Source organism: Phycisphaeraceae bacterium (genome assembly GCA_019636655.1).
Classification (GTDB): domain Bacteria; phylum Planctomycetota; class Phycisphaerae; order Phycisphaerales; family UBA1924; genus JAHBXB01.
The window spans coordinates 321,290-344,817 of sequence record JAHBXB010000002.1; the positions used below are offsets into that span (position 1 = coordinate 321,290).

Here is a 23,528-nt window from a genome sequence, read left to right on the forward strand (position 1 = left end):
GATAAACTTGCGGAATGGCAGGCCGTACCGGTGAAATCTCGCCCGGAAGCAGCCCCTCTGCGCAGTGCGTGCTTCTCCGCCAGCAGGAGGCACCCGCGCCGGCGGACCTGATGCAGAGCCTCGAGAAGCGGCGCGTCGAGATCGCACTGGTTGGCGATGCGTTCGAGGCTATGGCCCGCGTCGCAACCATCGACCACGCGGCAACGACCGCTCCAGCCCCATCGGGGGGACGGTTCCTGATCATCGTCTCGCCGGCCACGGTCGCCGATGCGGCCGACCTGGTCGTTGCCGCGGAGAAGTACGCGCCGGCGTGGGAATGCTGGATGTACGACGCCGCCGCGAACCCTCGCCTCCGGCGGATCGTCAAAGCGGATGTGGAAGCATGGTCGACACCAGGCGGGGCTTCAGGTCAGGCAGGCGGCGCCGCGCCGCCGGGTCCCATGCTGCGTCTCGCCAGCGAGGAGCCTGCACCACCCCCGGCGCCGAGCTCGCGACCAGGCTCGCTCCTGAGCGCCGAGGAACTGGAGATGCTCCTGAGCGAGGCCCCGCCACGCCCGGGAGCCCCCTCGCAGCGCCAACCCGGGAACACCGGAGTCGCTCGGCACGGTGAGAACGGCGGAGGGCGACCGTGACGCCGAATGCCAACGAATTCAACGGAAGTGACGGCGGCGACCGGCTGGATGCACGGGTGATCCTCGTCGGCCGCACCGGGCTTGACCACACGCTCCGTCTGGACGCCGGGGTGGAACTGATCCGGGCCCGCACTGCGATCGATGCGATCGGCGAGCTCGCGCAGCCGATCGACAGCGAGAGCCCGATGGCGGCGACCGTGATCCTCTCCCGCGAAGCCGACCCGGGCCCGCGGGCGTCGGCGCTGATCGACAGCCTGAGAATGGTCGACCCCGGGGTACGCGTCATGCTGATGGGAGCCTCGACGCGCGGGGTGTACGACGGGGTGATCCTCTCCCCGGACGTGCCCGCCGCGAGCCTGAGGCGCCTCCTGCGGCGCCACGAGCCATCGGCCGGGTCAATCGCCGCCGAAACGCCGAGGCTCGACCCGATATCCCAGCCGGATCCGGTCCGCCCGCAGCAGGGAGCGACGGTTGCACCGCCGCCCGCAATCGACAGCACGCCACAGCCCACCGGAGGGCGTTCCACCCCTCTGCGCCCGTCGTCGCTGATCGCGGGCGTCAATGCCCTCCCGGTCTCGACGACAACGAGCACCGGTCCCCGCCAACTGGACCAAGTGATCGTCTCGACCACCGATGGGCCGGCGCCGACCGCACCGGCCACATCGCGCCCACCCGCGGCGTCCATCGCACCGGCTGACCCGCCGGCGGGAGGCGCCGCAGGGCCGGAGGAATCTGACCTGCTTGAAGCCCTCCTGACGGGACGGGACCTGCTGCTGCCGCTGCTCGCCCTCGTGCGTCGCCGAACCGGCTCTCCCGATGTCGTCTTCACCCCTCCCGGGGCGCCGGCGGCGGTGATGGGCACGGCCGAGGTCTCCGTGGTCCACCGGGGCCGGTCGCTCGGCACGCTCTCCAGCCGCTCCGCCACGCGCGAGGCCCTCGCCGCCGCGGCGAACTGGTTCGGGGCGTGGGTGGCCCTGCGGGACCAGCAGGAGCAACTCCGCGATGCGGCGTTTACCGACGACCTGACGGGCGCGTTCAACCGACGGTACTTCGACCGGTTCCTCGCCGCGGCGATCGATCGGGCCCGCGGCGAGCGGCAGTCCGTAACGGTGCTCTACTTTGATATCGACGACTTCAAGATGTACAACGACCGCTACGGGCACATCGCGGGGGACGAGATCCTTCAGGAAACGGTCCGCCTGCTCAAGAGCGTCATCCGCCCGACGGACAAGGTCTGCCGGATCGGCGGCGATGAGTTCGCGGTGGTCTTTTTCGAGCCCGCCGGGCCGCGCGACCCATCCAGCAAGCCGCCGTCGAGCATCTGGGGGATCGCCAGCCGCTTCCAGCGGCAGATCTGCGAGCACCGCTTCCCGAAGCTCGCGGAGAAGGCCCCGGGCACGCTCACGATCTCGGGCGGACTCGCCACCTTCCCGTGGGACGGCACGACACCCAAGGAACTCGTCGCGCGTGCCGATGCCCTCGCGCTCGAAAGCAAGGGCAAGGGCAAGAACGTCATCACCCTCGGCCCTGGCGCAGAGCGTGTGTGCAAGGTCGACTTCGGCAGCCGGCCGGAATAAGCGGCTCGCGTCTGCGCGCGAGTCCCGTCCCTCTACACCCCGTAGATCGGCGCCAGCTTCCCTTCCAGGTGCCTGAGCAGGGCATCGGCCGACAGCGGCCGCCCCGTGATCCTCCGGCACAGATCGCCGGCCCGATACCGCTTGCCGTGGACATGGATGTTCGTCCGCAGCCACTCGCGCAGTGCCATGAAGTTGCCCCCGGCCATCTGCCGGCTCAGATCGGGGATCTGCGTGTTGATCGTCTCCCAGATCTGCGCCGCGTAGAGGTTGCCCAGCGTGTAGGTCGGGAAGTACCCGACCAGCCCGTGGGACCAGTGGACGTCCTGCAGGCAGCCGCGCCGATCATCGGGCACCTTGAGGCCCAAGAGCTTCTCGAACTTGGCGTTCCACGCGGCCGGCACGTCCTTCACACCCAGGGACCCGGAGATGAGGTCCCGCTCCATCTCGAACCGCAGCATGATGTGCAGGTTGTACGTCGACTCGTCGGCCTCGACCCGGATGAACGTGGGTGTGCACGTGTTCACAGCGCGGTACATCTGCTCGACCGTGCAGTCCGCCAGGGCGGGCGAGAACTCCTTCTTGGCCAGCGGCAACGCCCACTGCCAGAACTCCCGCCCGCGCCCGACGAAGTTCTCCCACATCCTCGACTGGCTCTCGTGGATCCCCAGCGAGATCGAGTCGGCCAGCGGCTCGCCGAAGCGGTCGCTCTTGGGCAGGCCCTGCTCGTAGAGCCCGTGCCCGCCCTCGTGCATGGTGCCGTAGAGCGAATCGGTGAACTTCTCGTCACGGTATCGCGTCGTGAGGCGCGTGTCGCCGGGCGCGATCCCCGAGCAGAATGGGTGTGTGGTGACATCCAGGCGGCCCGCCGCGAGATCGAACCCCATCGCCCTGAGCACCGCCTGGCCGAAGACGTGCTGCTTGTCGGCCGGGATCGCCGCGTTGAGCACGCTGGTGTTGGGCGGAGTCCCCTTGCCCGCGATCCTCGCGATCAGGGTGCTGAGCCGATCCCTGAGCGGGCCGAAGATCGAGGCGATCTCCCTCGCGGTCATCCCCTGCTCGTACTGGTCCAGCAGCGCATCGTACAACTCGCCGCCCTTCGGTACGCCCAGGCACTCGGCCTTGCGCCGCTGCAGCGCCATCATCTTCCCGAGCCATGGCTCGAAGAGCGCGAACTCGGACTTCGCCCGCGCCTCCTTCCACGCCTGCTGAGACTGGCTGGCCGTGCGGGCCATCTCCGAGACCAGGTCCGCCGGGAGTTTCGTCGCCAGGTCGTAGTCCCGACGGATCTCGCGGATGTTCGCCGCGGCGGACTCATCGGCCAGGATCGATGCATCGGCCTCGCACGCGGCGATCAACTCGCCAAGTCTGGGGGCCGTGTCCCGCTCGTGAACTAGCCGGGAGATCAGCGCATGCTGGTCCGCTCGCGTCGCCGCGCCGGACTCGGGCATGTACGTCTCCTCGTCCCAGGCCACGAGGTGCGAGACGGACTTGAGCGTCGCCGCCTCCCGGAGCATGGCACGGAGCTGGTCGTACGCCGGGGCGCGGGTGGTGGAATTCGACATGGCGGGGCGGGTTCCTCGAGGGGAGCAGAGAATCTCGGGCCAAGGGTACGCACACCCTGCCCGCTTCGGGCCTCGGGATTATCCCCCAACGGGCGCCGCGTCCCCGAGCCGGCGCTCCTTCTCACCCGCAACCACTGACGGTCCAGAGAGTTGGAGCTGCAGCATCTCCCAGTACCGCCCCTCGCGGGCCGACAGCTCGTCATGCGTGCCGGTCTCGATGATGCGGCCGTGCTCGAGCACCACGATCTGATCCGCGTGCCGGATCGTGCTCAGCCGGTGAGCGATGACGAAGCATGTCCGGCCCCGCATCAGCCCCTTGAGCGACTGCTGGATCAGTGTCTCGGACTCGGAATCGAGGTTGCTCGTCGCTTCGTCGAGGATCAGAATCCGCGGGTCGGCCAGGACCGCCCGGGCGATCGCGATGCGCTGCTTCTGCCCGCCGGAGAGCCGGACGCCTCGCTCGCCGATGAGCGTCTGATAGCCCGACTCGAGCCGCTCGATGAAGCCGTCGGCGTTGGCGGCCCGCGCCGACTCCCGGATCTGCGACTCCGAAGCGCTCCGCCGCGCATAGCCGATGTTCTGCGCGATCGTGCCGTCGAAGAGGAACACGTCCTGCTCCACGATCCCCAGCAGCCTCCGGTACGACTCGACGTCGAGCCGCCGAAGGTCGGCCCCGTCGAGGGTGATGACCCCCTCCGTGGGGTCGTAGAACCGCGCTACGAGGTTGCACAGCGTCGTCTTTCCCGACCCGCTCGGACCGACCAGCGCCACCGTCTTGCCCGGCGCCACATCCAGCGTGATCCCGTGGAGCACCCGCTCGCCGTGACCCGGGTAGGCGAACGACACACCAGAGAACGTCACGCGTCCCCGCACCCTTGCCGGCTCAACCTGCTGCAGGCTTGATGCATGATCACTCGCTCGGTCCAGTTCCGTTGGTTCCTGGAGCAGGTCGAGGATCCGGTCAAGGCCGGCGAGGTTGTTCTGGATCGTCGTGGCGGTCGACACCAGCACCTCGAGCGGCGAGAGGAGCATGAACATGTACGCCGAGAACATCATCAGGTCGCCGATGGTCAGTTCGCCGCGGACAACAGCCCGCCCGCCGTAGACCAGCACCGCGACGGACGCGGTAGGAATACTCAGCGTCCACACGATCTCGACGATCCGGGACCACCACCAGACGAAGACCTCCTGACGGGCCATCAGGTGACCGCCGCCGGAGAACCGCAAGCTCTCGCCGCGCTGCCGCCCGAATCCCCGCACGACCCGCATGCCTCCGAACGCTTCCGTCGCGTGGGCGTCGATCGCCGTTCGGTTCGCGCGGATATCCCGGTACACCGGCCTGATGCGGGCGATCCACGTCCGGTGGCTGATCCAGACAGCGGGGATCAGCAGGATGGCCCCCATCAGCAGCCGCCAATCCGTCAGCGCCAAAGCGCCGAGCGTGCCCACCAGTTGCACCACCGCGCGCCACGGGTTGTAGATCAGCGTGAACACCATCTCCCCCGCGCCGCCGGCGTCCTCCCGAAGGATGCTGGCCACCCCCCCGCTCTTGATCCGGTACACCCGGTGCAGCGGCAGCCGCACCGCGTGCATGAACACCCGCCTCCGCACGTTGGCCTGCAGCCGCTTGGTGAGCTGCGTCATCTTCCATCGCCCGATCAGCGACACCCCGGCGCCAAGGAAGGTCACGCAGAGCAGGCCTCCCCCGAGCGCGTACAGCATGGACAACCGGTCCAAGCCCGCAACGGGGATCCATGCCGGGATGCCGGCCGGGCCAGGATGGTCCGTGATGATGTAGTCGATCGCGACCTTGGTCGCCAGAGGCGCCATCAGGCCGGCGCCCACCGCCACCGTCAGCGTCGACAGCGCCAGCAGGATGCTGAGCCGCTCGCCCCGCAGCAGCCCCCAGAACTCCCGGACGAGTGCCCAGAACGACCGCGTGCGCTTCCGCCGCTCTTTCTGCTCCTCATCGCTCAGCAGCGCGGCCCCGGGCGGAGCACCCTTGGCCGCCCCGGTATTCGCCAGCTTGTCTCGCTCGCGGTGGGCACGCAGGTACTCGCGGAACCGTCTCTTGCTCGATACCCACACTGGACGCATCGATCGATCGTATCCCGCACACTCCCAGACACGGCCCCCAATACCCCGCAGCGCACAGCGGCTTTGAGGTACCATCGGCGGACCATGAGAATCGCCCTGCATTGGAAGATCGTCATCGGGCTGATCGCCGGCATCCTTGTCGGATTGCTGCTGAACTCCTTCGGCCCCGCGATCCAGGCCGCGGCGGGCGACACCGGGCCGGCCGCGGGCACGATCCGGTTCCTCACCCAACTCAACGACTTTGTCGGGGCCCTGTTCATCCGGGCCCTTCGGTTCATCGCCGTCCCGGTGGTCTTCACTTCGCTCATCGTGGGCGCGGCGGGCCTCGGCGACCTCCGCCGACTCGGCCGCATCGGCGGGAAGACATTCGGCCTCTACCTGGGCACCACCGCGTTCGCCGTGGTCCTCGGACTCGTCCTCGCGAACGTGATCAAGCCGGGCTCGTTCGTCGGCGAGAGCGCCCGCACCGCCCAGTTCGCGGCGAACGAGGCCACGGTCGCCGCGAGCGTCGAGAACATCAGCAAGGTCAAGAGCCTCTGGCAGCAGGCCCTGGACGTGGTGCCCGAGAACCCATTCGGTGCGCTCGCCCAGGGCGAGATGCTCCAGATCATCGTCTTCGCCCTGGTCATCGGCATCGGCCTGACGATGATCCCCCGCGACAAGGCGGCCCCCGTGATCGCCTTCTTCGATGCGCTCACGGACGTGATCATCAAGATCGTTCACCTGGTCATGCGCCTGGCGCCCGTGGCGGTGTTCGCGCTGGTCGTGCCCAAGGTCGCCACGCTCGGACTCGATGTGCTGGCCGCGCTCGGGGCCTTCTGCCTCGTCGTCGTCCTGGGGCTGGCCATCCTGACCTTTGTCGAGTACCCGCTCCTGCTGTGGCTGCTCGGCCGCATGAGCTATGGCCGCTTCTTCAAGGCCATGGCCCCGGCCCAGGTCCTGGCCTTCTCCTCCTCCTCATCCGCGGCGACGCTGCCCGTCACCATGGACTGCGTGCAGAACCGCATCGGCGTCTCCGAACGGATCACCTCGTTCGTCTGCCCGTTGGGCACGACGATCAACATGGACGGCACAGCCCTGTTCCAGGGCGTCGCGGTGCTCTTCATCGCGCAGTTGTACGGAATCTCCCTCGACGTCGGCGCGCAGATCAGCATCGTGCTGCTCGCGACACTCTCATCGATCGGCTCCCCGGGCGTCCCGTCGGGCGGAACGGTCATGCTCCTGCTCGTGCTCAAGCAGGTCGGCCTGCCCGCCGAGGGGATCGCGGTCGTGCTCGGCGTCGACCGCATCCTCGACATGTGCCGTACGGTGACCAATGTCACGGGCGACGGCATGACCGCCGTCATCATCGCCCGCAGCGAGGGCGAGGAGATCGAGCCCCCCGCGTCGGAGTAGTCACGCCGGGTCCAGCCCCTCCTGCAGGGCTCGCTCCCCGTCCACCGTCAGCGTGAACCCGAAGCCCCCGCCCCCCTCGCTCACCTTGACCACCACCCGGTTCCACCCGGCCCGCAGCACTACCTCCGCGCTCCCCGTGGGCGAGTCCATCGTGTCCCCGGTGTCCATCGTCAGCACCTTGTCCTCGCCCACCCACACCTCCGCGCGATCGCCCGAATCGATGTGCATGGTCGCCCGCTGCTCGGTCTCGCTGAACAGATGGGTCGCCGCGTAGCCCATGCGGAACGCGCCCGCGAAGTGGCGGCGGAGATCGACCGCCCAGCCGCGTCCACCGGACCAGTCGTCGGAACCGTGTGCAAGATGCCATCGCACGTCCGCGCCGTCCACACCGCAGTACGTGCGGTCACGATCCCAACCCTCCGTTTCAGGACCATGTGACTGTTCATCGATCCGCCGCTGCGGATCGAACGCGAACGGCCCGACCGCCCGCCACGCGCGAACCGGCGTGAGCCGCCACGCCACGGGCACATCGAACGCAACCTCCTCACCCCCCTTGCGGAACGCCACCCGCGCCACCGTGGACGACCGAAGCCCCAGCGGCGGTTCCGGCGGCGGCGCCTCGGCCCGTTCCAGCCGCACCGCCCCGTGCGGCGATACTCGCATATGGTCCTTACCAAGCGATTGCGTCTCGCGGCCTACCACATGAATCGCCTCGACCACCGCTTCACCGCCGTCGATCAACCCCTCCGAATCGATCAACCACGCTCCCCCGTCGCCGCGTGATACGCCGATCCCAAGCCCAATCTCGACCAGTTCATGGGCCGGCCCGCCGACTCGCCCCAGCGCGAGCAGAGCCTCGATCCCACAGCCGCTCGTCTCCGCAGACGCCCCCATCGCACCGGCCAGCCGTCTCGCCCGATGTCGCCGTGACACGTCACCCGGCTCCGCTCTCGTGAACGTCAGGTCCAACTCGATCGCCTTGCGGATCGATCCCGTGGCTAACCGCACCGTCGCCACCCCACGGCCAGTGTCCATGGCGCCCGGCGCTCCGACCTCGCGTACTCCACCCAGCACCACCTCGACCTCGCGTTCCGCAGCCTGCCCGTCGAGGCGCCCCGTAGTCGGGCCGATGCTCAGCCGCACCCGCCCATCGCCCCACGCTGCACGCAGCGGCGTCCACGCGTGCTCGCCCCGCTCGTACCCCCTCGTCAGGCCGTCATCCTCGTACAGCGCTGTGTCGTAGATACTCCCCGGGGCGCCCGGGAACACCCTCACGACCAGCGCTTCGAGCGAGGCACTCCCCATCCTCAGCGTGGGCCTGCCGCAGACGATCGGGACACCCCCCGGCGCGAATAACGGGATCTCGTCGATCTCCGCGCTGACAATCGCCTCCGTCCCCGCCTGGAACGACTCCCCGGTCTCCAGGTTGTACCACCGCTCCACCTCGACCCCGCCCGTCCTGGGAGGAAACCAGACGGCCCGCGCCGCGACCCGGCGTGGCCCGATCCCCATCGACACGATCGGCGCGGCGAGGAGGTGATCGCCCAGCATGTACTGATCGGTGTACCGGTACGCACGCTCATCCGCCGGCTCACCGATGTACATCCCGCTCAGGAGCGGCAGTGTCTCGTCCCAGCACCGCCGGACCGCCGTGTAGATGCTCGGCATCAACTCCGAGCGCAGCCGCATCGCCTTCCGGATCGCCTCCGCGAACATCGGCTCGCAGAGCCACGGGCGACGGTCCAGCGCCGCCGACCGGGCCGAGTGGAACCGCAACGCCGCGCTCAGCGCGCCGAACTGCGACCATCTCGTCATGCTCTCCTCATCGCGCCGGCCAAAGTGCCCGCCGATGTCGTGCGACCAGTAGAAGCACCCCGCGTTGCCCGATGCGATCGTGAACGGGACGACGAACTGCAGCGCCCGCCAGGTCGACGCCACATCACCCGAGAAGTGGATCGGGTGCCGGTGGTCACCCCACCCCCCCCACCGGCTGAAGCCGGCGCCACGCAGTTCCTGTGCCGACCCATCGCGGCCGTCCTTCCCCCACGCCCGCTCAAAGAACACCCGGTTGAGCCATGGCGTCATCGTTGCCCCGGGCACGCCGCGGAGTTCCTCCCCCTGCTGCCAGTCCATCCACCAGAAATCCACGCCGTCCCGCTCTAGCGGCGCCAGCACCTGTGCGCCAAGCGCGTCCATGTATCGCCGGTCCGCCGCCTCGAACGGGGCCGTCTCCTGGCTCGCCGAGTCCCTCCCCAGGGCCCGCATGAACGCCGCGTAGGCATCCTCAAACGGCCGGACGGAGTCCGCCGGATGCAGGTTTAGTGTCGCGTGCTGCCCTCTCGCATGGAGCCAACTCAACAGCCCCGGAGCATCCGGCAGCAACTCGCGGTTCCACGACCAACCCGTCCACCCCGGATAGCCGCTCCCCTTTGGCGGCTCGCTATGCCAATCCATATCGAGCACCAGCACATCCAGCGGGCACCCGTGTTCGTCGAACTCCTCGACGATCCGCTGGTAATCCTCCTGCGTGTACGGCCAATACCTCGAGTACCACGCCCCCAACAGGTATCGCCGCGGCAGCGGCGCCCGCCCGGCCACCGCGGCCAGCGCCCGGAACGCTGCTCGATAGTCCCGCCCGTATCCGAAGAAGTACCAGTCGATCCCGCGCCCCTCGCCCGAGGATGCTCGCGGCGAGATCCACCCATCCCGAAGAACGGCCGACGACGAATCGTCGAGCACAAACCACCCGTCCCGCGTCAGCAAGCCATCGCCCATCGGCACCGCCCGGCGAACGCCGTCGAGCGTTCGGAGCGGCCCCCCAAGGTTGCGTTCAGCCCGATCGCCCGGCCGCCAGACCACGGATCGGCCGCCCGAGTCCCTCACCGTCGCCGCGAGGTTCCCCGCGTGGAACTCCCTTCCGTCGGGCGTGTACTCCAGCCGGATGCGGCCTGTGTCGACCACGGCCGGCGCATCGCCCTGAACAACCACCCGCGCCGACAGGTCCTCGGGCACATTGGATCGATGGCCCAGCGAGAACAGCGTCGGCTCATCGACGAACCGTCCGCTCTCGCTGTACTCCAGCCGGATGCACTCGGGTGTGATGACCGTCAGCCGTGCCGCGTGCACATTCGCTCCCTGGCCCAGTGTAAGGAGCGAACCCAGGAAAGTGGGCGGCCAATCCCGACCTCAACCAACCGCGGCAAAGACCGCTCACCCACACGCACCGATCGAGCTAAACCACGCGTTCACAAAGACCGCGATATCCGTCGGCGTCACCTCGCCATCACCGTTGAAGTCCGCCACAAGGGTGCCGGCGCCAAGGTCCTGCGCCCACGCGTTCACGAACTGGGCCAAGTCCACAGGCTGTACCACGCCGTCGCGATCAAAGTCCCCGGCGCACGCCGGCGTCGGGCACCCCACACGCACCGCGGCAAAGTTGTCAACCGCCGCCTCGACAATCGAGCCCGCCCCCTGGTCCTGAGCGATGAAGCGCACCTTCATCGTCGCCGTGGGAGTCATCGCCGGCGACAGCAGCGACAACCGCCACGACGCTGACCTCCAGCCGCCCACCGCCTCCGCACCGGCCGGTCCGACCGTCTCGGCGCGCCGCCACGTGGCGCCGTTGTCCGATGACACGTCGATGAGGAAGGTGTCCGCCGCGGGGGCGGCCCCCTGGTTGTTCGAATACCACCGCCAATATGAGATCAGCCCATCGGCCGATCCGGCGAGGCTGAAGGTGGGGCTGGTCAGCGTCGTCTGCCCACCATCCACATCCGCCTGTCCAGCCGCACCCCCCACCGTCCCCTGACCGGTGAAGAAGCACTGCGAACCGGCGTGAGCATCCTCGGGTTGGGCGGCCGTGCCGATGGGGTCTCCCCGCACCCACTGCCCGCTCGTCGCATTGTCCTGCGGCGACCCGACGGTCCACCCGAGATTGGTCTCGAACCCATCTGAGAACGCCGCCACGCTCTGCATCGCGGCGAGCTCAATCGCGCCATTCGGACCCGCGGCGGGGTACCACACGGTCTCTCCGTCGACGGTCTGAGCCTCAAGGTACACCTGCACAACGGAGTTGCACGGCCCGGCCTGCACCATCGCTGTGAAGGTGCCGTCGCCGCCGTCGGTCAGCGTGTTGCTGGTGAACGCCGCCGAACGGCCGATCCGCGAGTAGAGGCGGGCCGATCCGGGAGCGGGCTGCTTCATGCCGCGCCGGGCCTCGAACGTGATCGGCGTCGTCGTCCCGGCCTCAACCATCACGGGCGTCCCCGTGGGGAAGCCGAGGTACAGCCGGTGATCCAGCAGCCACCCGGCCGCCCAGGCGATCGCGTTGTAGCACTCCGTCGCCGATGGCACGATCTGGTCGGCGGGCAGCGTAAACCCGTTCTGGCCGGTGTCCCGAAGTTCGAAGCCATACGCGAGCGCGCCGGCCACCGCGTACCCCCAGTCGCCCGATGCCCCCGACGCCGGATAGATCGTCGAGTACGTCGGCCCCGCGCGATACGCCAGCCCGCCGGTCGATTCGAACGCATTCTTCATTCCCGCGTTGAGCGTCTCGAAGACGCCCGAATCGCTGGGGAGCTCGCTCGTGTACGACCACGGCGACAGGATCAACTGCCCGTACGAATGAATGTCCACCGCGAACACCGTCCTCGGGTTCGCCAGCAGGAAATCCCGCATGTTCTGCGTCTCCGGCTCGGAGAACGGCCCCGGACCGCGATACGTCTCCTCCGCGGGATTGGTGGCCGCCCCCTCGCCGCCCCACTGGTAGCCCCAGTTCCGGTTCGGATCGACGCCAATGGTGCCGTTCCCATTGTCGCGCCGGTTCTTCCGCCACATGCGATTGTTCGTCCACGTGTACACGAACCCATCCGGGTTCACGATCGGTACGATCAGGATCTCGTACCCGTCGACGAGCCGTCGGACACTCGCATCCGATGCATACGAGTTCACCAGGCGGTCCGCGATCCACATCGTCGTCGCCCCCGTGATCCACTCCCGCGCATGCTGGAGACTGTAAAGCACAATCTGCGGCTTCACCCCGGCTCCGCCCACGATGCTCGTGATCTTGATCCCGAACACCGTCCTCGCCTGCAGCGACTGCCCGACCGTGAACCGCGAGCACAACTCCGGATGCGCGGCGACAAGCGTGTCCACGAACGCCGAGATCTCGTCGTACGTGCGGTACGTCGAGAAGTACCCCGGCCCGCGGAGCCCCGCCGCCTCCTGCTCCCGCACCGCCGCGATCTGATCCCGCTCCGCGTCGATGAGCCGCTGCACGTCGTCGATCACCACTGTCGACTTGAGGCCGGCCGCCTTCAGCCCTTCCTGCGCCTCCGGAGAGACCAGGTAGTCCGACACCCCGACCACAACCCCCCCGCACCGCCACACCTCGCCCCCGATCGCCTCCATCGTCTGCAGGTCCCGGATGGATCCGACGTTGACCCGGACAACACGGTATCCGTCATACCTCACGACACTCTGCGGTACCTGCCCGTGCAGCGGCGCACCGGCGAGAAGGACCGCAACAACGCCCGCAAGCGCCATGCTCAGGGCGCGAACTGAGTTCACCATGTTCCGCGTCTCCTCCGAAGCCCACGTATCGAGTGACCAAGCATGGCCCATGGTTGCACGAACCGCAACCGTCCGTACCCCCTGCAGTGCCCTGAATTGTGAACGGCTCGCCAACCAGCTACCGAATGTCGAGTTCCTCGCGGAGCGCCTCGGCCAGGTACTCCACCTGCTCGATCGAGTTGTACATCTGCATCGCGATCCGCACGAGCCGGGCCGGTGGCGCCGGGTAGGTCACGATGGGCACCTGCACCGCATGCCGCGAGACCAGCCGCTCATTCAGCGGGTCCGCGTACTTCACCGGCGCCCCCTCCTCTTGACGCCGGTCCGGCAGCCTCACCGCCGCAAGAGACCCGATCATCGACTCGGGCGCGGGCGCCTCGACGCGAAGAGCCCGGCACAGCGTCTCTCGTCCCAGCAGCGCCATCTCCCGGTTCCGCTTCATCACCTCCGGCCAGCCCCCGGGCATCATCCCCCCGACGCACCTGATCGCCTCCGGCACGCTCAGCCACGCCGACACATCGATCGTGCCGGGATAGTCGAACTCCAGCCGGAAGCGGCTCCGGTCCTTCCGCGGCGAGTTCGCGCCGTGTGAGACGATCAACGGCCGCATCTTCGCCTGCCGATCCCTCCGCACGTGCAGGAACGCCGACCCCTTCGGGGCGCACACCCACTTGTGGAAGTTGCCCGTGTAGTACGCCGCGCCGAGCGAATCGACGTTGAGCGGCACCATGCCCGGCCCGTGTGCGCCGTCCACCAGGACATCGATGCCCCGGCCCTGGATCTCGCGCACCAGCCGCTCGACCGGCAGCACCAGCCCTGTCGGGCTCGTGATGTGGCTCACCATCACCAGCCGCGTGCGGTCGGTAATCCTCCCGGTGATCGCTTGCACCACCTGGTCTTCGCCGGCAACCGGAAACGGCAGCGACGCCCGGACAACCCTGGCCCCCGCCCGCTGGGCCGCCCGCTCCAGCGCGTTGTTGCACGCGTTGTATTCCTGGTCACTGGTCAGCAGCTCGTCGCCCGGCGAGAGCTCCAGTGACGCCGCGACCGTGTTCACACCCATCGTCGCATTCAGCACAAACCCGAAGTCCTCTGGCGAGCACCCGATGAACGCCCCCACCTCAGCCTTGGCCTGGTCCATCATCGGCTCGTACAACTCGACGAAGAACCGCACCGGCTCGGCTTCCAGCAGATCACGCAACCTTCGCTGATGCTCGTGCACCACCGACGGAACGGCCCCAAACGACCCGTGATTCAGGAACACCACTTCGGGCGAGAGCCGCCAGTGAGGGGCGAGATCGGACCACACCGGCAGCTTCCGGCCGGCTCCACGCGATTGGGTTGCTGGGAGGCTCACGACCCAGTTTAGCCGTTCAGGTCGAGCACCCGGCCCAGGGTCACTCCGGTCGCGGCGGCGTTGCGGTCTGCGGGGTGACGGTACATGGTCATCCGGCTCGTGCCCGACGTCTCCTGGCCGAACTCCACGCCTCCGGGAACCACGCCGGCGACCAGTCTCGCCGTGTTCGTGCTCACCCTGGCGCCCGCGGCCGGCTCACCCGCCTGGTTCTGCACGGGCCTCGCCGCGGCGGGCGGCTGCACGCCGTAGGCATTGGCCACCCGCATCGGCATGGCCGGCCGCAGGCCCGGGTTCTGTCCTTCGATTCGCATCGGCGTCTGGTATCGTACCGCCCGCCCGAGCCCCTCGAATCGAGAGCGAAGATGGCGTTATCCCGGACCCGCCCGGTGCGCTATTTCTGCGCCCCCAACCTCTTGCCGCACACCCGGAGGCCTGTGCCTGCGTATCGTCCCTGTCCCCCGTCGCGGGCATTGGACGCCTCGCGACGCCGCACCTTGGAACCTTCTCCCGATGCCAAGCCAGCCCCAGACTCCCAACCCTCCCTCGGGCCCGATCGCCCCGGTTCCACGCGACATCTCCAGCACCTTTACGCGCGACCTCGGCGCCCTCAAGCAGCGCCTCGTCCGGGAGGCCACCAGCGCCGTTGGAATGCTCGAGTCGTCCCTCGATGCCCTGTGGCGCGCCGACCGCGCCGCGGCAAAGGACGTCCGTCGACGCGACGACCGCATCGACGTCGAGGAGGTCGCCATCGAGGAGGCATGCCTGCGGCTCATGGCCCTGCAGCACCCCTTCGCCAAGGACTTCCGTGCCCTGGCGTTCATCCTCAAGGCCAACGCGGACATCGAACGCGTCGCCGATCACGCGACATCGATCGCGAAGACGGTCAACAAGGTCCCGCCGGAGTTCACCCCCGAGTGGCCGACCGCGCTCGTGGAGCTCGGCCAGCGAGTTCCGATCGTCTGCCACACACTGCTGCGGGCGCTCATGGCCGAGGACGCCGAGGCGGCCCGCGCGATCGTCGCGGGCGACGAATCCATCGACACGCTCCACCGCCGCCTCTTCGACGAGACCCTTGAACTGATGAGCAGCGCCCCCAACTACCACATCGTGGGACTGCTCGTGTACCGCGTGGGACGCGAACTGGAGCGGATCGGCGACCTCATGGCCAACATCGCCGAGGACATCGTCTACCTCCAGACCGGGCAGATCATCCGGCACGAGAAACGCCGGGTGAAACCCGCCGCGGGCGAATCTTCGGACGGGGCGTCCCAGCCCGCGTAGGCTGCCTTAGGGCGTCAGCCACGCCGTCCACCGGTGCCACCTGAGGGCCTTCGCAACCACCACGCTCCCCGCGGCGGCGATCGCGAACACCACCGGGTACGCCCACCAGTAGTTCAGCATTCCCGCCTTCTGCGCCACGACCTCAACGACTTGTACGACCAGCACGTGGGCCAGGTAGATCCCGTAGGTCAACCTCCCCAGCTTCGCGAGCCCCACCGCCACGGCAAGCAAAGGGCTGAGCGCGGCCACGAACAGCCCCACACCCTCGAGGTTGTGGTACACGTTCATCTGACCCTGATCCAGCAGTACGCCAACACACACGCCGATCAGCGCCACCCCCACCAGCCCGGTCCCAACCGAGAGCGGCGTCTTGCCACGTCGGGAGCCCATAGCGTTCCGCACGTCCCACAACAAGCCAAGACCGATTCCCCACAGGAACCCCGGCGCCCGTGCCCACCACTTGCCGAGCGCGAACACCGTGTTCTCGACATCCAGCACCGGGAGGTGAATCCCGAGGATGTCGCCGTCCTTAATCTGTGGAATCTGGGAGTCGACACTGCCGTGCAGTGGCCACAACGCCACGACCGCCCCGAGCAGCAGCGCCGCAAACCCAACCAACACCTCGCGCCGTCGGCTCGCCAACGCGAACTTCACCACGGGGAATGCGACAAGCAGACACGCCAACAGGAACGGCAGGAACCAGAGGTGGTATGCCGTGCCCCACCACAGCACGCTGACCCCGAGTCCCTGGCTCGGCGTGTGCGTGATGAACCGGTGATTGACCTCGCTTGCGAGGTAGTAAATCGCCGCCCAGCCCAGGAACGGCAGGTACAGACGACGAAACCTTCCCCCCGCGAAGGTCCGGTAGGATTTCGACGGATCGCGCCTGAGCGATAGCACCAGGAAGAACGCCGCGGCCATCGCAAAGAACGCCACGGCGAACCGGGTGACCTCGGCCCAGGCCAGCATGCTCTGGGCGACGCGATTCCCGCCTGCCCCCCGCCCAGACAAGGACTCGGCAGCGTGGAACCAAACCGTTGCCAGCGACGCGATGACGCGCGCGGCATCTACGCCTTCAAAGCGGATGCGGTCGCTGGGTATCGCGATCTGGTTCATGCGATCGGCCGGTACGCTGCCCGCCCCGCCCAACTCGCGCTGGGCTCACCACTTATCGGCGCGCACCGGGGGCACGGCCACCGAATGCCAACCTAATCACAGACTATTCATTTGCTCACCCGGTCCGTAGCACGGGGACAAAAACAACAACCCCCGCCTTCGTGGGGCGGGGGTCATCGGCCATATGGCAGATATCGTGAAACAGTTGGGTGTCCTTCGCCGGTCGTTGCCGAACGGCTATCCGTGCGAGGCTTGTGGCGCTCTCACGGACAAGAATGTGCTGACAGTACCGGCTGCGGGTCTCCCCGCGTGACCGGTCCAAGGAAATCCCTTAGAAAGGAGGTGATCCAGCCGCAGGTTCTCCTACGGCTACCTTGTTACGACTTAGTCCCAGTCACCGATCTTGCCGTGGGCACCACAGTATCGTGGCAACTTCGGGCACTACCGGCTCCCATGACTTGACGGGCGGTGTGTACAAGGCTCAGGAACGTATTCACCGCGGCGTTCTGATCCGCGATTACTAGCGATTCCAACTTCATGCAGGCGGGTTGCAGCCTGCAATCCGAACTGGGGTGCGTTTTATGCGATTTGCTCCGCCTCGCGGCCTTGCGTCGCTTTGTACGCACCATTGTAGCACGTTTGCAACCCTGGGCATAAATGGGCCATGAGGACTTGACGTCATCCCCACCTTCCTCCGTCTTACAACGGCAGTCTCGCTAGAGTACCCGGCATAACCCGCTGGCAACTAGCGATAGGGGTTGCGCTCGTTAGAGGACTTAACCCGACACTTCACAGCACGAGCTGACGACAGCCATGCAGCACTTGTGCCTGTTCCACCCTTGCGGGTGTGGCCCCTGTTTCCAGGGGTTAATCCAGGCATGTCAAGCCCAGGTAAGGTTCTTCGCGTTGCTTCGAATTAAGCAACATGCTCCACCGCTTGTGTGAGCCCCCGTCAATTCCTTTGAGTTTTAGCCTTGCGACCGTACTCCCCAGGCGGCGCACTTATCAATTTCTCTACGACCAGAACGACGTCAGAGCCGCTCCGGTCTAGTGCGCATCGTTTAGGGCGTGGACTACCCGGGTATCTAATCCGGTTTGCTCCCCACGCTTTCGTGCCTCAGCGTCAGGAAAGGCCCAGCCGGCTGTCTTCACCTTCGGCATTCCGATAGATCTCTACGCATTCCACCGCTCCACCTATCGTTCTACCGGCCTCTACCTTCCTCGAGCCTGGCAGTTTGCCCCGCTGTTCCCCGGTTGAGCCGGGGTATTTCACAGGACACTTGCTAGGCCGCCTACGCACCCTTTAAGCCCAGTGATTCCGATTAACGCTTGAGACCCCTGTATTACCGCGGCTGCTGGCACAGGGTTAGCCGTCTCTTCCTCTGGGGACGATCAGTATTTCTGTCCCCTGACAGCAGTTTACACGGCGAAGCCGCTTCATCCTGCACGCGGCATTGCTCCGTCAGGCTTGCGCCCATTGCGGAATATTCGTTACTGCAGCCTCCCGTAGGAGTCCGGGCAGTGTCTCAGTCCCGATGTCGCGGGCCGTGCTCTCACACCCGCTACCCGTCTTCGGCTTGGTGGGCCATTACCCCGCCAACTACCTGATAGGACGATCGCCGCTCCCAAGGCGAAAAATCTTTGGCCCGGAGGCATCATGGGGTATTACGCACAGTTTCCCGTGCCTATCCCCCACCTCGGGGTACGTTCGATCGCATTACTGACCCTTCCGCCACTGTCCCCTCTTGCGAGGTTCTCGTTCGACTTGCATGTTTTAGCCATGCCGCCAGCGTTCAATCTGAGCCAGGATCAAACTCTTCAATTGAAATCCTTTGATCTCCGTCGGACCGGCAAGCCGGCTTTCCGGAGAGTACTTCAAATGGAGGTCTGCCTGTTTAGCCCGCCCGGCCTCTTCTTGCGTCGAGGGCGAACGGGCCGGTCTCAATCCGCGACCCGCTTGCGCGAGCCTCGGACTGCCCGCCGGCCGGCTAAAGCCGACGGGTTGATTTCTGAGGGTTCTCAACAAACTTCATACAAATTTTGGTTTGCTGATCTGTCTGTGGCACGAGAACTCTCAGAGACCGGGTGCTGTGAACACCCGGTTCGCTGTTGAATCGATCGTCGCTGCCCCGCTGAAAGGGCCTGGCGTGCACCAGTGCGACGGTCGCACATTCTCGTGGCCACCCAACTGTTCACTTTTCAAAGAGGTCTGCTGCTTTCCGGCGTCTCGCCGAGAAGAAGCGGCCCCCGCGGGTTCCCGCAGAGGCGAGGGAGAGTGTAGCCCTGCACCTCACCCAGTCAAGCACGTGTCAAACTTTCCGCCCCGGCCCAGAAGAATGCACAAATCCGCCCAATTCCCGGCGTTTTCTCCACCGATTCCCCACCGCTGAGGGCGAGTTGTCCACGCGATGCACCCCCCGCTCACTCATGCTACGTCCCGACCCGCCAAGGGTTCCCGTGAACAGCCATCAACGCCGATCGGCCGACGTCCGGGCCACGATCGCCGCCAGCACCACCGGTCGCCGATCCCGCGGCAAACCGCGGCAGGCCGCCCGCACCGCTCGGCAGCACGCCCTCATCGTGGCCCCCGTGGTCAGTACATCATCCACGACGACGATCGCATCGACGGCCGTCCCGGCCAGCAGCCGCGACAGGCCGCCTCGCGGCCGTATTGTCCTGCCAATGTTCGATTTGCGTTCGCTTGCCGGCAGGCTTGCCTGGGACGGTCGATGCCGGCGCCACAGCCCCCGGCGGACTCGCGCGAGCTCGTGCCCCCCCTCCCTGAGGCCACTTGCCACACCCCGCGCCAGCACCAGAGCGTGGTCGATCCCCCGAAAAACGCGTCGCCGAAACGAGACCGGGGCCGGGATCACCAAAACCCGGCCCCGCGGCCCGATCCCGGCCTCGCGCAGCCCCTGACCGGCCTGACGACCGAGCATCACCCCGACATCACTCCCCAGCCTCCGCCAGCGGGTGAACTTCACGTCGGTCACGATGCCGGACCACGGCTCCACATACTCCCCCAATCGAACAAGCCGGTCCCACGGGGTCGACCCGGCGGAACCGTCGCGGCACGCCGCGCACCCGCTGGCTGTAGTTTCATGGGGGCCCGCCGCGAGCCCGCAGCGATGGCAGTATCGCGAGCCGTCGTCGGGGCCCGCCCCGTGCTCCGCCAGTCGCTCGGCGAACGGGGGCGCCACGACATCGAGCCAGGTTCTCTCGATGTCGTGGATTGCCTGGACCAGCCAGGTCGAGGGCCGGCCGCCATGCGCTTCAGTCCCAAGTTCGGCCGCGACCGGACGTGGCGCCACAGGTGCCGCACTACAAGGCGCCGCCGAGTCAACAAGTTCCCGCCGCGGAGGCCATGTGAAGCCGCGTCCACGGCGGGACAGATCATCGCGGCTGGGAATCTCCTCAGCCGACTCGTGATCCCCAGGATTCGTCCCGTTTGCGAGCATCTGTGGGGATCCAGAGTACCGCAAAAAGACAACACCCCCGCGACCAGGCGGGGGTGTCGTGTAGTTGATTCGAGTGGCGGCTCAGGCCTTCTGGGCCAGGGCCTTCTGCTGCAGGGTGTAGCCGTACTTGCGGCGGAGGGGCTTCACGACCAGCCCAGCCTTGATGGCACGAGCCGAGGCCTTGACCCGGGTCGGAACCCCGTCAACGACCGCAGTCACCGACTGCAGGTTGGGGCGGAACTTCCGGCGGGTGATGCCGGTCGGCTTGAGGCCGAAGCCGCCCTTGGCGATCTTCTGGCCGCGATAGGTTCGCTGCTTGCCGTAGGACGATTTCTTGCCGGTGTAGTGGCAGACAAATGGCATGGGGACCTCCGGTAAACGGGACGGGAAGATTAGAGGGGGTCGGGGCAAGGGGCAAGGGGATGGGCGTTGTGGCCCAAATTCAGTCAAAAAACCCGTGTTGCGGCCGCAGACACGTCCGCCGGCGTTCCCGGCTCAGCCGCGCTTGATGTTCTCCCGGCTGATCATCAGGGCCAGCGTCTGGCAGACCATCTCGACCTGATGCTCTGAGAGGTCGTTGAAGAACGGCAGCGCGATGGTCCGCTGGCTGACGGTCTCGGCCATCGGGAAGTCGCCCGGCTTGAATCCAAACCGCTCGCGGTAGAACGGCTGGAGGTGGATGCACGGGAAGTAGTCGCCGGCGCCAATCTCGTGCCGCCGCATGCCCTGGATGATGCGGTCTCGCTCGTCCCTCGTGTAGGTGCTCGAGAGCCGGACCACGAAGACGAACCACGACATCACGACCCCCGGATCGCACGTCGGGAGCACGATGTCGTGGTGCTCCAGCAGGAGTTTCATGTAGTGCTGGGCGACGTGCTGCCGCTTCGCGATGATCTCCGGCAGCCGCCGCATCTGGGCGATGCCCACCGCGGCGTTGATCTCGCTGAGGCGGTAGTTGTACCCCAGCCGCTCGTGGGCCAGCCACGACCCCATGCCGGGCGCGGCGGGGCCCGCCGCCGACACGCCGTCGAGCACCGGGCGGCCCTGCGACCGGAGCGATCGGCACAGGTCCGCCAGCCGCTTGTCGTTCGTTACCACCATCCCGCCCTCACCCGTGGTGATCTGCTTGTTGGGATAGAACCCGAAGACGCCGATGCGGCCGAACGACCCCGCGGGCCTGCCCTTGAGCGAGCAGCCCAGCGCCTCGCAGCAATCCTCCACAATCGGGATCTCGTGCCTCGCGGCGATCGCGGCGTACTCGTCCATCCGCGACGGATTGCCGAAGGTCTCGACCGCGATGATCGCCTTGGTCCGCGGCGTGATCGCGGACTCGAGCCGCTCGGGATCCATATTGAGCGTCCGCGGACAGATGTCGACGAACACCGGCTGCGCGCCCACGAAGAGGATCGCGTTGGCCGACGCGATGAACGAGAACGGCGTCGTGATCACCTCGTCACCCGGCCCGATGCCGAGGGCGACCATCGCCATGTGCAGCCCCGCCGTGCCGCTGGAGCAGGCGACCGCGTGGTCGCAGTCGGATGCGGCGGCCACAAGCTGCTCGAACTGCTCCTGCATCGGACCAATCGAGAGCCGGCCGGATCGCAGCACAGACTCGACGAGCGAGACCTCAAGTCCGGAGATGTCGGGGCGGGAGAGCGGGATCTCGTGGCTCATGTCGATTGGCTTCCGGTGCTCGCGTCGCGGGTGATGGAACGGAATCGGGCCCGCCCCTTGGGGTGTGATTATCGGCGCGCTGTGCCCTCGCCGTGTCAAGGGGCGTATCGGCGCGCTTCAAACTTGATCGGGGAGCAGCGATCGCCGCTACTTCGGCGGGGCCTCGGCCAGCACGCGGGCCAGTGCGACCCGCTGCTCACCCTTGGCTCTCAGCGCGAGCCAGGCGGCCTGCACCCGGTAGGCCTCGGGGAGGGATCCGGCGCCGCCGGCGATCGCCGCGAGGCGGTCAAAGTCGAGCCGGTCGGGCTGGGCGGTGTGCTGCGCTATGACCAGATCGGCCACGGCGCGGGCCGTTGCCATCGAGGCCGGGACCTCGTCGGCCAGCGAGGCCGACCCGGAGTTCCCCGACTGGAGCACTCCCGCCAGGATCGCCACCACCAATCGTTCATCACCAGCCGCGATCGCCCGGGAAAGTGGCCCCTTGAGCGCCTCGGGGTCGGAGCCAGCCAAAACCGCCGCGGCGGCCGCACCGACCTGGTAGAGCCCGGGCTGCTGGCTCGGGTCCGCCGCCGCAGCGATCACGGAAAGCCGGACGGCGATTGCATCAGGCCCGGGCAGCGAATCGCTGTCGGCAAGGGCCCACTCCAGCGTCGGGACGTGACCGAGGCGGGTGAGTGCGAGCAGCGCCGCCAGCCGCGCTTCAGCCGGCTTGTCCTCGACGATCGAGAGCCCCACCTCGCCGATGGCGTGCATGACCGGCTCGGGGTCATCAGCCATCGGCTGGAACAGCGCCGGCGCGGCGAGCGTGCCGTCGCGTCGCGACATTCCGAGTCCGATCAAGCCCATTCGGACGCGCCGCGCCAGGTCGTACCCGGCGTACAGCCCCGCCCATTGCTTGAGCGCCTCAGCATCTCGCGGCTCCAGAGCAAGGATCGTCCGCACGCACTCGAATCCGACGCCGGGCGATTCCACCCACTTGCGCTGGATGTCCCGGACGTAGCCCACAAGCTTGTCCAGCTTCGCCTCACGGATCTGCGAGAGGACGCCGAGGACCGTCTCCACGTTCCGTGAGTCCGACTGGTCCGCCGCGAGCAGCCTCTCGAGCGGGTCGTCCGCAGCCTTGAGTGACTGCCCGATCTGCCGCAGGAACAGCGCCGCGAACACGGCCGTGGCTTCGTTGGGTGATTGCGCGAGCCGGATCAGTTCCGCCGCGTTCATGGATCGCCCGCGCCGGATGAGCTCGCCGTAGATCAGCGTGCGAAGGGTGTCGTCAAGCCCGGGCCACTGGGCGACATCGTCAAGTTGCCCTTCCGTAAGCAAACCGCTGCGCAGCGCCTCGCCGAGCACCACGGCCTGGTCCCGAGCCTCGGACAACCTCTTGACCAGTAGCAGATCAATCCCCGACCCGCCTTCAAGCTCCGCAAGGCCCAGGATGCCGTGAACCCGCAGCACGGGGCGGTCCGCCGACGCGAGTTGCGCGTACAGCGGCTTGAGCGCCGGATCTTTAAGGAGCCGCAGCGCCCGCATAAGTTGGTCCAGCCCGCTATCTCGCTGATCGACCAGCGCCGCCCGGAGTTGGTTGACCAGCGGCTCACTTTCGGGGCCTAGCGAGAGGCTCGGCAGTGCCTCACTCGGCGCGGCCACCGCAGCGGGGCCGTCGCGCCCGGGGCCCGCGCGCTCCCTGGGAGCACCGCTGCCGGTATCCGCGACCAACAACGCGACACCGGCGCCCAGTAGAAGTCTGATCAGGAATTGCACAGTCTTGATGATAGGTGCATCCGGACCGTGCGCTCGCCGATTGAAGAAGC

The 23,528-nt window shown here is 67.3% G+C and carries 15 protein-coding genes and 1 rRNA gene; 4 read left to right on the top strand and 12 right to left on the bottom strand.

Going from position 1 to position 23,528, the window contains the following annotated elements; all coding sequences use genetic code 11:
• Positions 1 to 14 precede the first annotated feature (14 nt).
• Together KF745_06850 and KF745_06855 are read left to right on the top strand one after the other, a co-directional pair.
• Complete coding sequence (locus KF745_06850) at positions 15 to 632, top strand: hypothetical protein (protein MBX3358129.1); 618 nt, start codon at positions 15 to 17, stop codon at positions 630 to 632.
• Positions 629 to 2,209, top strand: coding sequence for a diguanylate cyclase (locus KF745_06855; protein ID MBX3358130.1), 1,581 nt, complete (start codon positions 629 to 631; stop codon positions 2,207 to 2,209). The genes KF745_06850 and KF745_06855 overlap by 4 nt, the downstream gene beginning before the upstream one ends.
• 32 nt (positions 2,210 to 2,241) lie before the next feature.
• Here KF745_06855 and KF745_06860 read toward each other — a convergent pair whose 3' ends face one another.
• Complete coding sequence (locus KF745_06860; protein MBX3358131.1) at positions 2,242 to 3,771, bottom strand: carboxypeptidase M32; 1,530 nt, start codon at positions 3,769 to 3,771, stop codon at positions 2,242 to 2,244.
• A 78-nt stretch (positions 3,772 to 3,849) separates the two neighbouring features.
• Positions 3,850 to 5,868, bottom strand: coding sequence for an ABC transporter ATP-binding protein (locus KF745_06865; GenBank protein ID MBX3358132.1), 2,019 nt, complete (start codon positions 5,866 to 5,868; stop codon positions 3,850 to 3,852).
• 84 nt (positions 5,869 to 5,952) lie between these two features.
• Here KF745_06865 and KF745_06870 point away from each other — a divergent pair, with 84 nt between their 5' ends.
• Positions 5,953 to 7,263, top strand: coding sequence for a dicarboxylate/amino acid:cation symporter (locus KF745_06870; GenBank protein MBX3358133.1), 1,311 nt, complete (start codon positions 5,953 to 5,955; stop codon positions 7,261 to 7,263).
• Here KF745_06870 and KF745_06875 read toward each other — a convergent pair whose 3' ends face one another.
• The 4 genes from KF745_06875 to KF745_06890 form a co-directional block, all read right to left on the bottom strand.
• Positions 7,264 to 10,389 carry a DUF5110 domain-containing protein gene (locus KF745_06875; GenBank protein ID MBX3358134.1) on the bottom strand — a complete coding sequence of 1,042 codons (3,126 nt, stop codon included), beginning with the start codon at positions 10,387 to 10,389 and terminating at the stop codon, positions 7,264 to 7,266.
• An 84-nt stretch (positions 10,390 to 10,473) separates the two neighbouring features.
• Positions 10,474 to 12,834, bottom strand: a complete 2,361-nt coding sequence (locus tag KF745_06880; protein MBX3358135.1) for a hypothetical protein — start codon at positions 12,832 to 12,834, stop codon at positions 10,474 to 10,476.
• 118 nt (positions 12,835 to 12,952) lie between these two features.
• Positions 12,953 to 14,191: an aminotransferase class V-fold PLP-dependent enzyme gene (locus KF745_06885; GenBank protein ID MBX3358136.1), complete on the bottom strand. Its 1,239-nt coding sequence runs from the start codon at positions 14,189 to 14,191 to the stop codon at positions 12,953 to 12,955.
• Between the two features lie 8 nt (positions 14,192 to 14,199).
• Entirely contained in the window at positions 14,200 to 14,502 is a 303-nt protein-coding gene (locus KF745_06890) for a hypothetical protein (protein MBX3358137.1), read from the bottom strand.
• 199 nt (positions 14,503 to 14,701) lie between these two features.
• On the opposite strand from KF745_06890, the gene phoU reads away from it, so the two are divergent.
• Positions 14,702 to 15,472: a phosphate signaling complex protein PhoU gene (phoU, locus tag KF745_06895; GenBank protein ID MBX3358138.1), complete on the top strand. Its 771-nt coding sequence runs from the start codon at positions 14,702 to 14,704 to the stop codon at positions 15,470 to 15,472.
• 6 nt (positions 15,473 to 15,478) lie between these two features.
• On the opposite strand, the gene KF745_06900 is transcribed toward phoU, so the two are convergent.
• From KF745_06900 to KF745_06925, 6 genes are all read right to left on the bottom strand, one after another.
• Positions 15,479 to 16,588, bottom strand: a complete 1,110-nt coding sequence (locus tag KF745_06900) for an acyltransferase (protein ID MBX3358139.1) — start codon at positions 16,586 to 16,588, stop codon at positions 15,479 to 15,481.
• Positions 16,589 to 16,923: 335 nt separating this feature from the next.
• Positions 16,924 to 18,413: ribosomal RNA gene (locus tag KF745_06905) — 16S ribosomal RNA — on the bottom strand.
• A gap of 643 nt (positions 18,414 to 19,056) precedes the next feature.
• Positions 19,057 to 19,899: a ComF family protein gene (locus KF745_06910; protein MBX3358140.1), complete on the bottom strand. Its 843-nt coding sequence runs from the start codon at positions 19,897 to 19,899 to the stop codon at positions 19,057 to 19,059.
• Between the two features lie 228 nt (positions 19,900 to 20,127).
• Positions 20,128 to 20,409 (bottom strand): 50S ribosomal protein L28, encoded by a 282-nt coding sequence (locus tag KF745_06915; GenBank protein ID MBX3358141.1) that lies wholly within the window; start codon positions 20,407 to 20,409, stop codon positions 20,128 to 20,130.
• 132 nt (positions 20,410 to 20,541) lie between these two features.
• Positions 20,542 to 21,720 carry a DegT/DnrJ/EryC1/StrS family aminotransferase gene (locus KF745_06920; protein MBX3358142.1) on the bottom strand — a complete coding sequence of 393 codons (1,179 nt, stop codon included), beginning with the start codon at positions 21,718 to 21,720 and terminating at the stop codon, positions 20,542 to 20,544.
• Positions 21,721 to 21,867: 147 nt separating this feature from the next.
• The gene (locus KF745_06925; protein MBX3358143.1) at positions 21,868 to 23,478 is read right to left on the bottom strand and encodes a hypothetical protein; all 1,611 of its coding nucleotides are present in this window, start codon (positions 23,476 to 23,478) and stop codon (positions 21,868 to 21,870) included.
• Between the last annotated feature and the right edge of the window lie 50 nt (positions 23,479 to 23,528).

Excerpts from the sequence above, each read along its gene's own strand:
- KF745_06850 (MBX3358129.1), top strand. The coding sequence starts at position 15 with ATGGCAGGCCGTACCGGTGAAATCTCGCCCGGAAGCAGCCCCTCTGCG.
- KF745_06860 (MBX3358131.1), bottom strand. The coding sequence starts at position 3,771 with ATGTCGAATTCCACCACCCGCGCCCCGGCGTACGACCAGCTCCGTGCC.
- KF745_06865 (MBX3358132.1), bottom strand. The coding sequence starts at position 5,868 with ATGCGTCCAGTGTGGGTATCGAGCAAGAGACGGTTCCGCGAGTACCTG.
- KF745_06870 (MBX3358133.1), top strand. The coding sequence starts at position 5,953 with ATGAGAATCGCCCTGCATTGGAAGATCGTCATCGGGCTGATCGCCGGC.
- KF745_06880 (MBX3358135.1), bottom strand. The coding sequence starts at position 12,834 with ATGGTGAACTCAGTTCGCGCCCTGAGCATGGCGCTTGCGGGCGTTGTT.
- KF745_06890 (MBX3358137.1), bottom strand. The coding sequence starts at position 14,502 with ATGCGAATCGAAGGACAGAACCCGGGCCTGCGGCCGGCCATGCCGATG.
- phoU (MBX3358138.1), top strand. The coding sequence starts at position 14,702 with ATGCCAAGCCAGCCCCAGACTCCCAACCCTCCCTCGGGCCCGATCGCC.
- KF745_06900 (MBX3358139.1), bottom strand. The coding sequence starts at position 16,588 with ATGAACCAGATCGCGATACCCAGCGACCGCATCCGCTTTGAAGGCGTA.
- KF745_06915 (MBX3358141.1), bottom strand. The coding sequence starts at position 20,409 with ATGCCATTTGTCTGCCACTACACCGGCAAGAAATCGTCCTACGGCAAG.
- KF745_06920 (MBX3358142.1), bottom strand. The coding sequence starts at position 21,720 with ATGAGCCACGAGATCCCGCTCTCCCGCCCCGACATCTCCGGACTTGAG.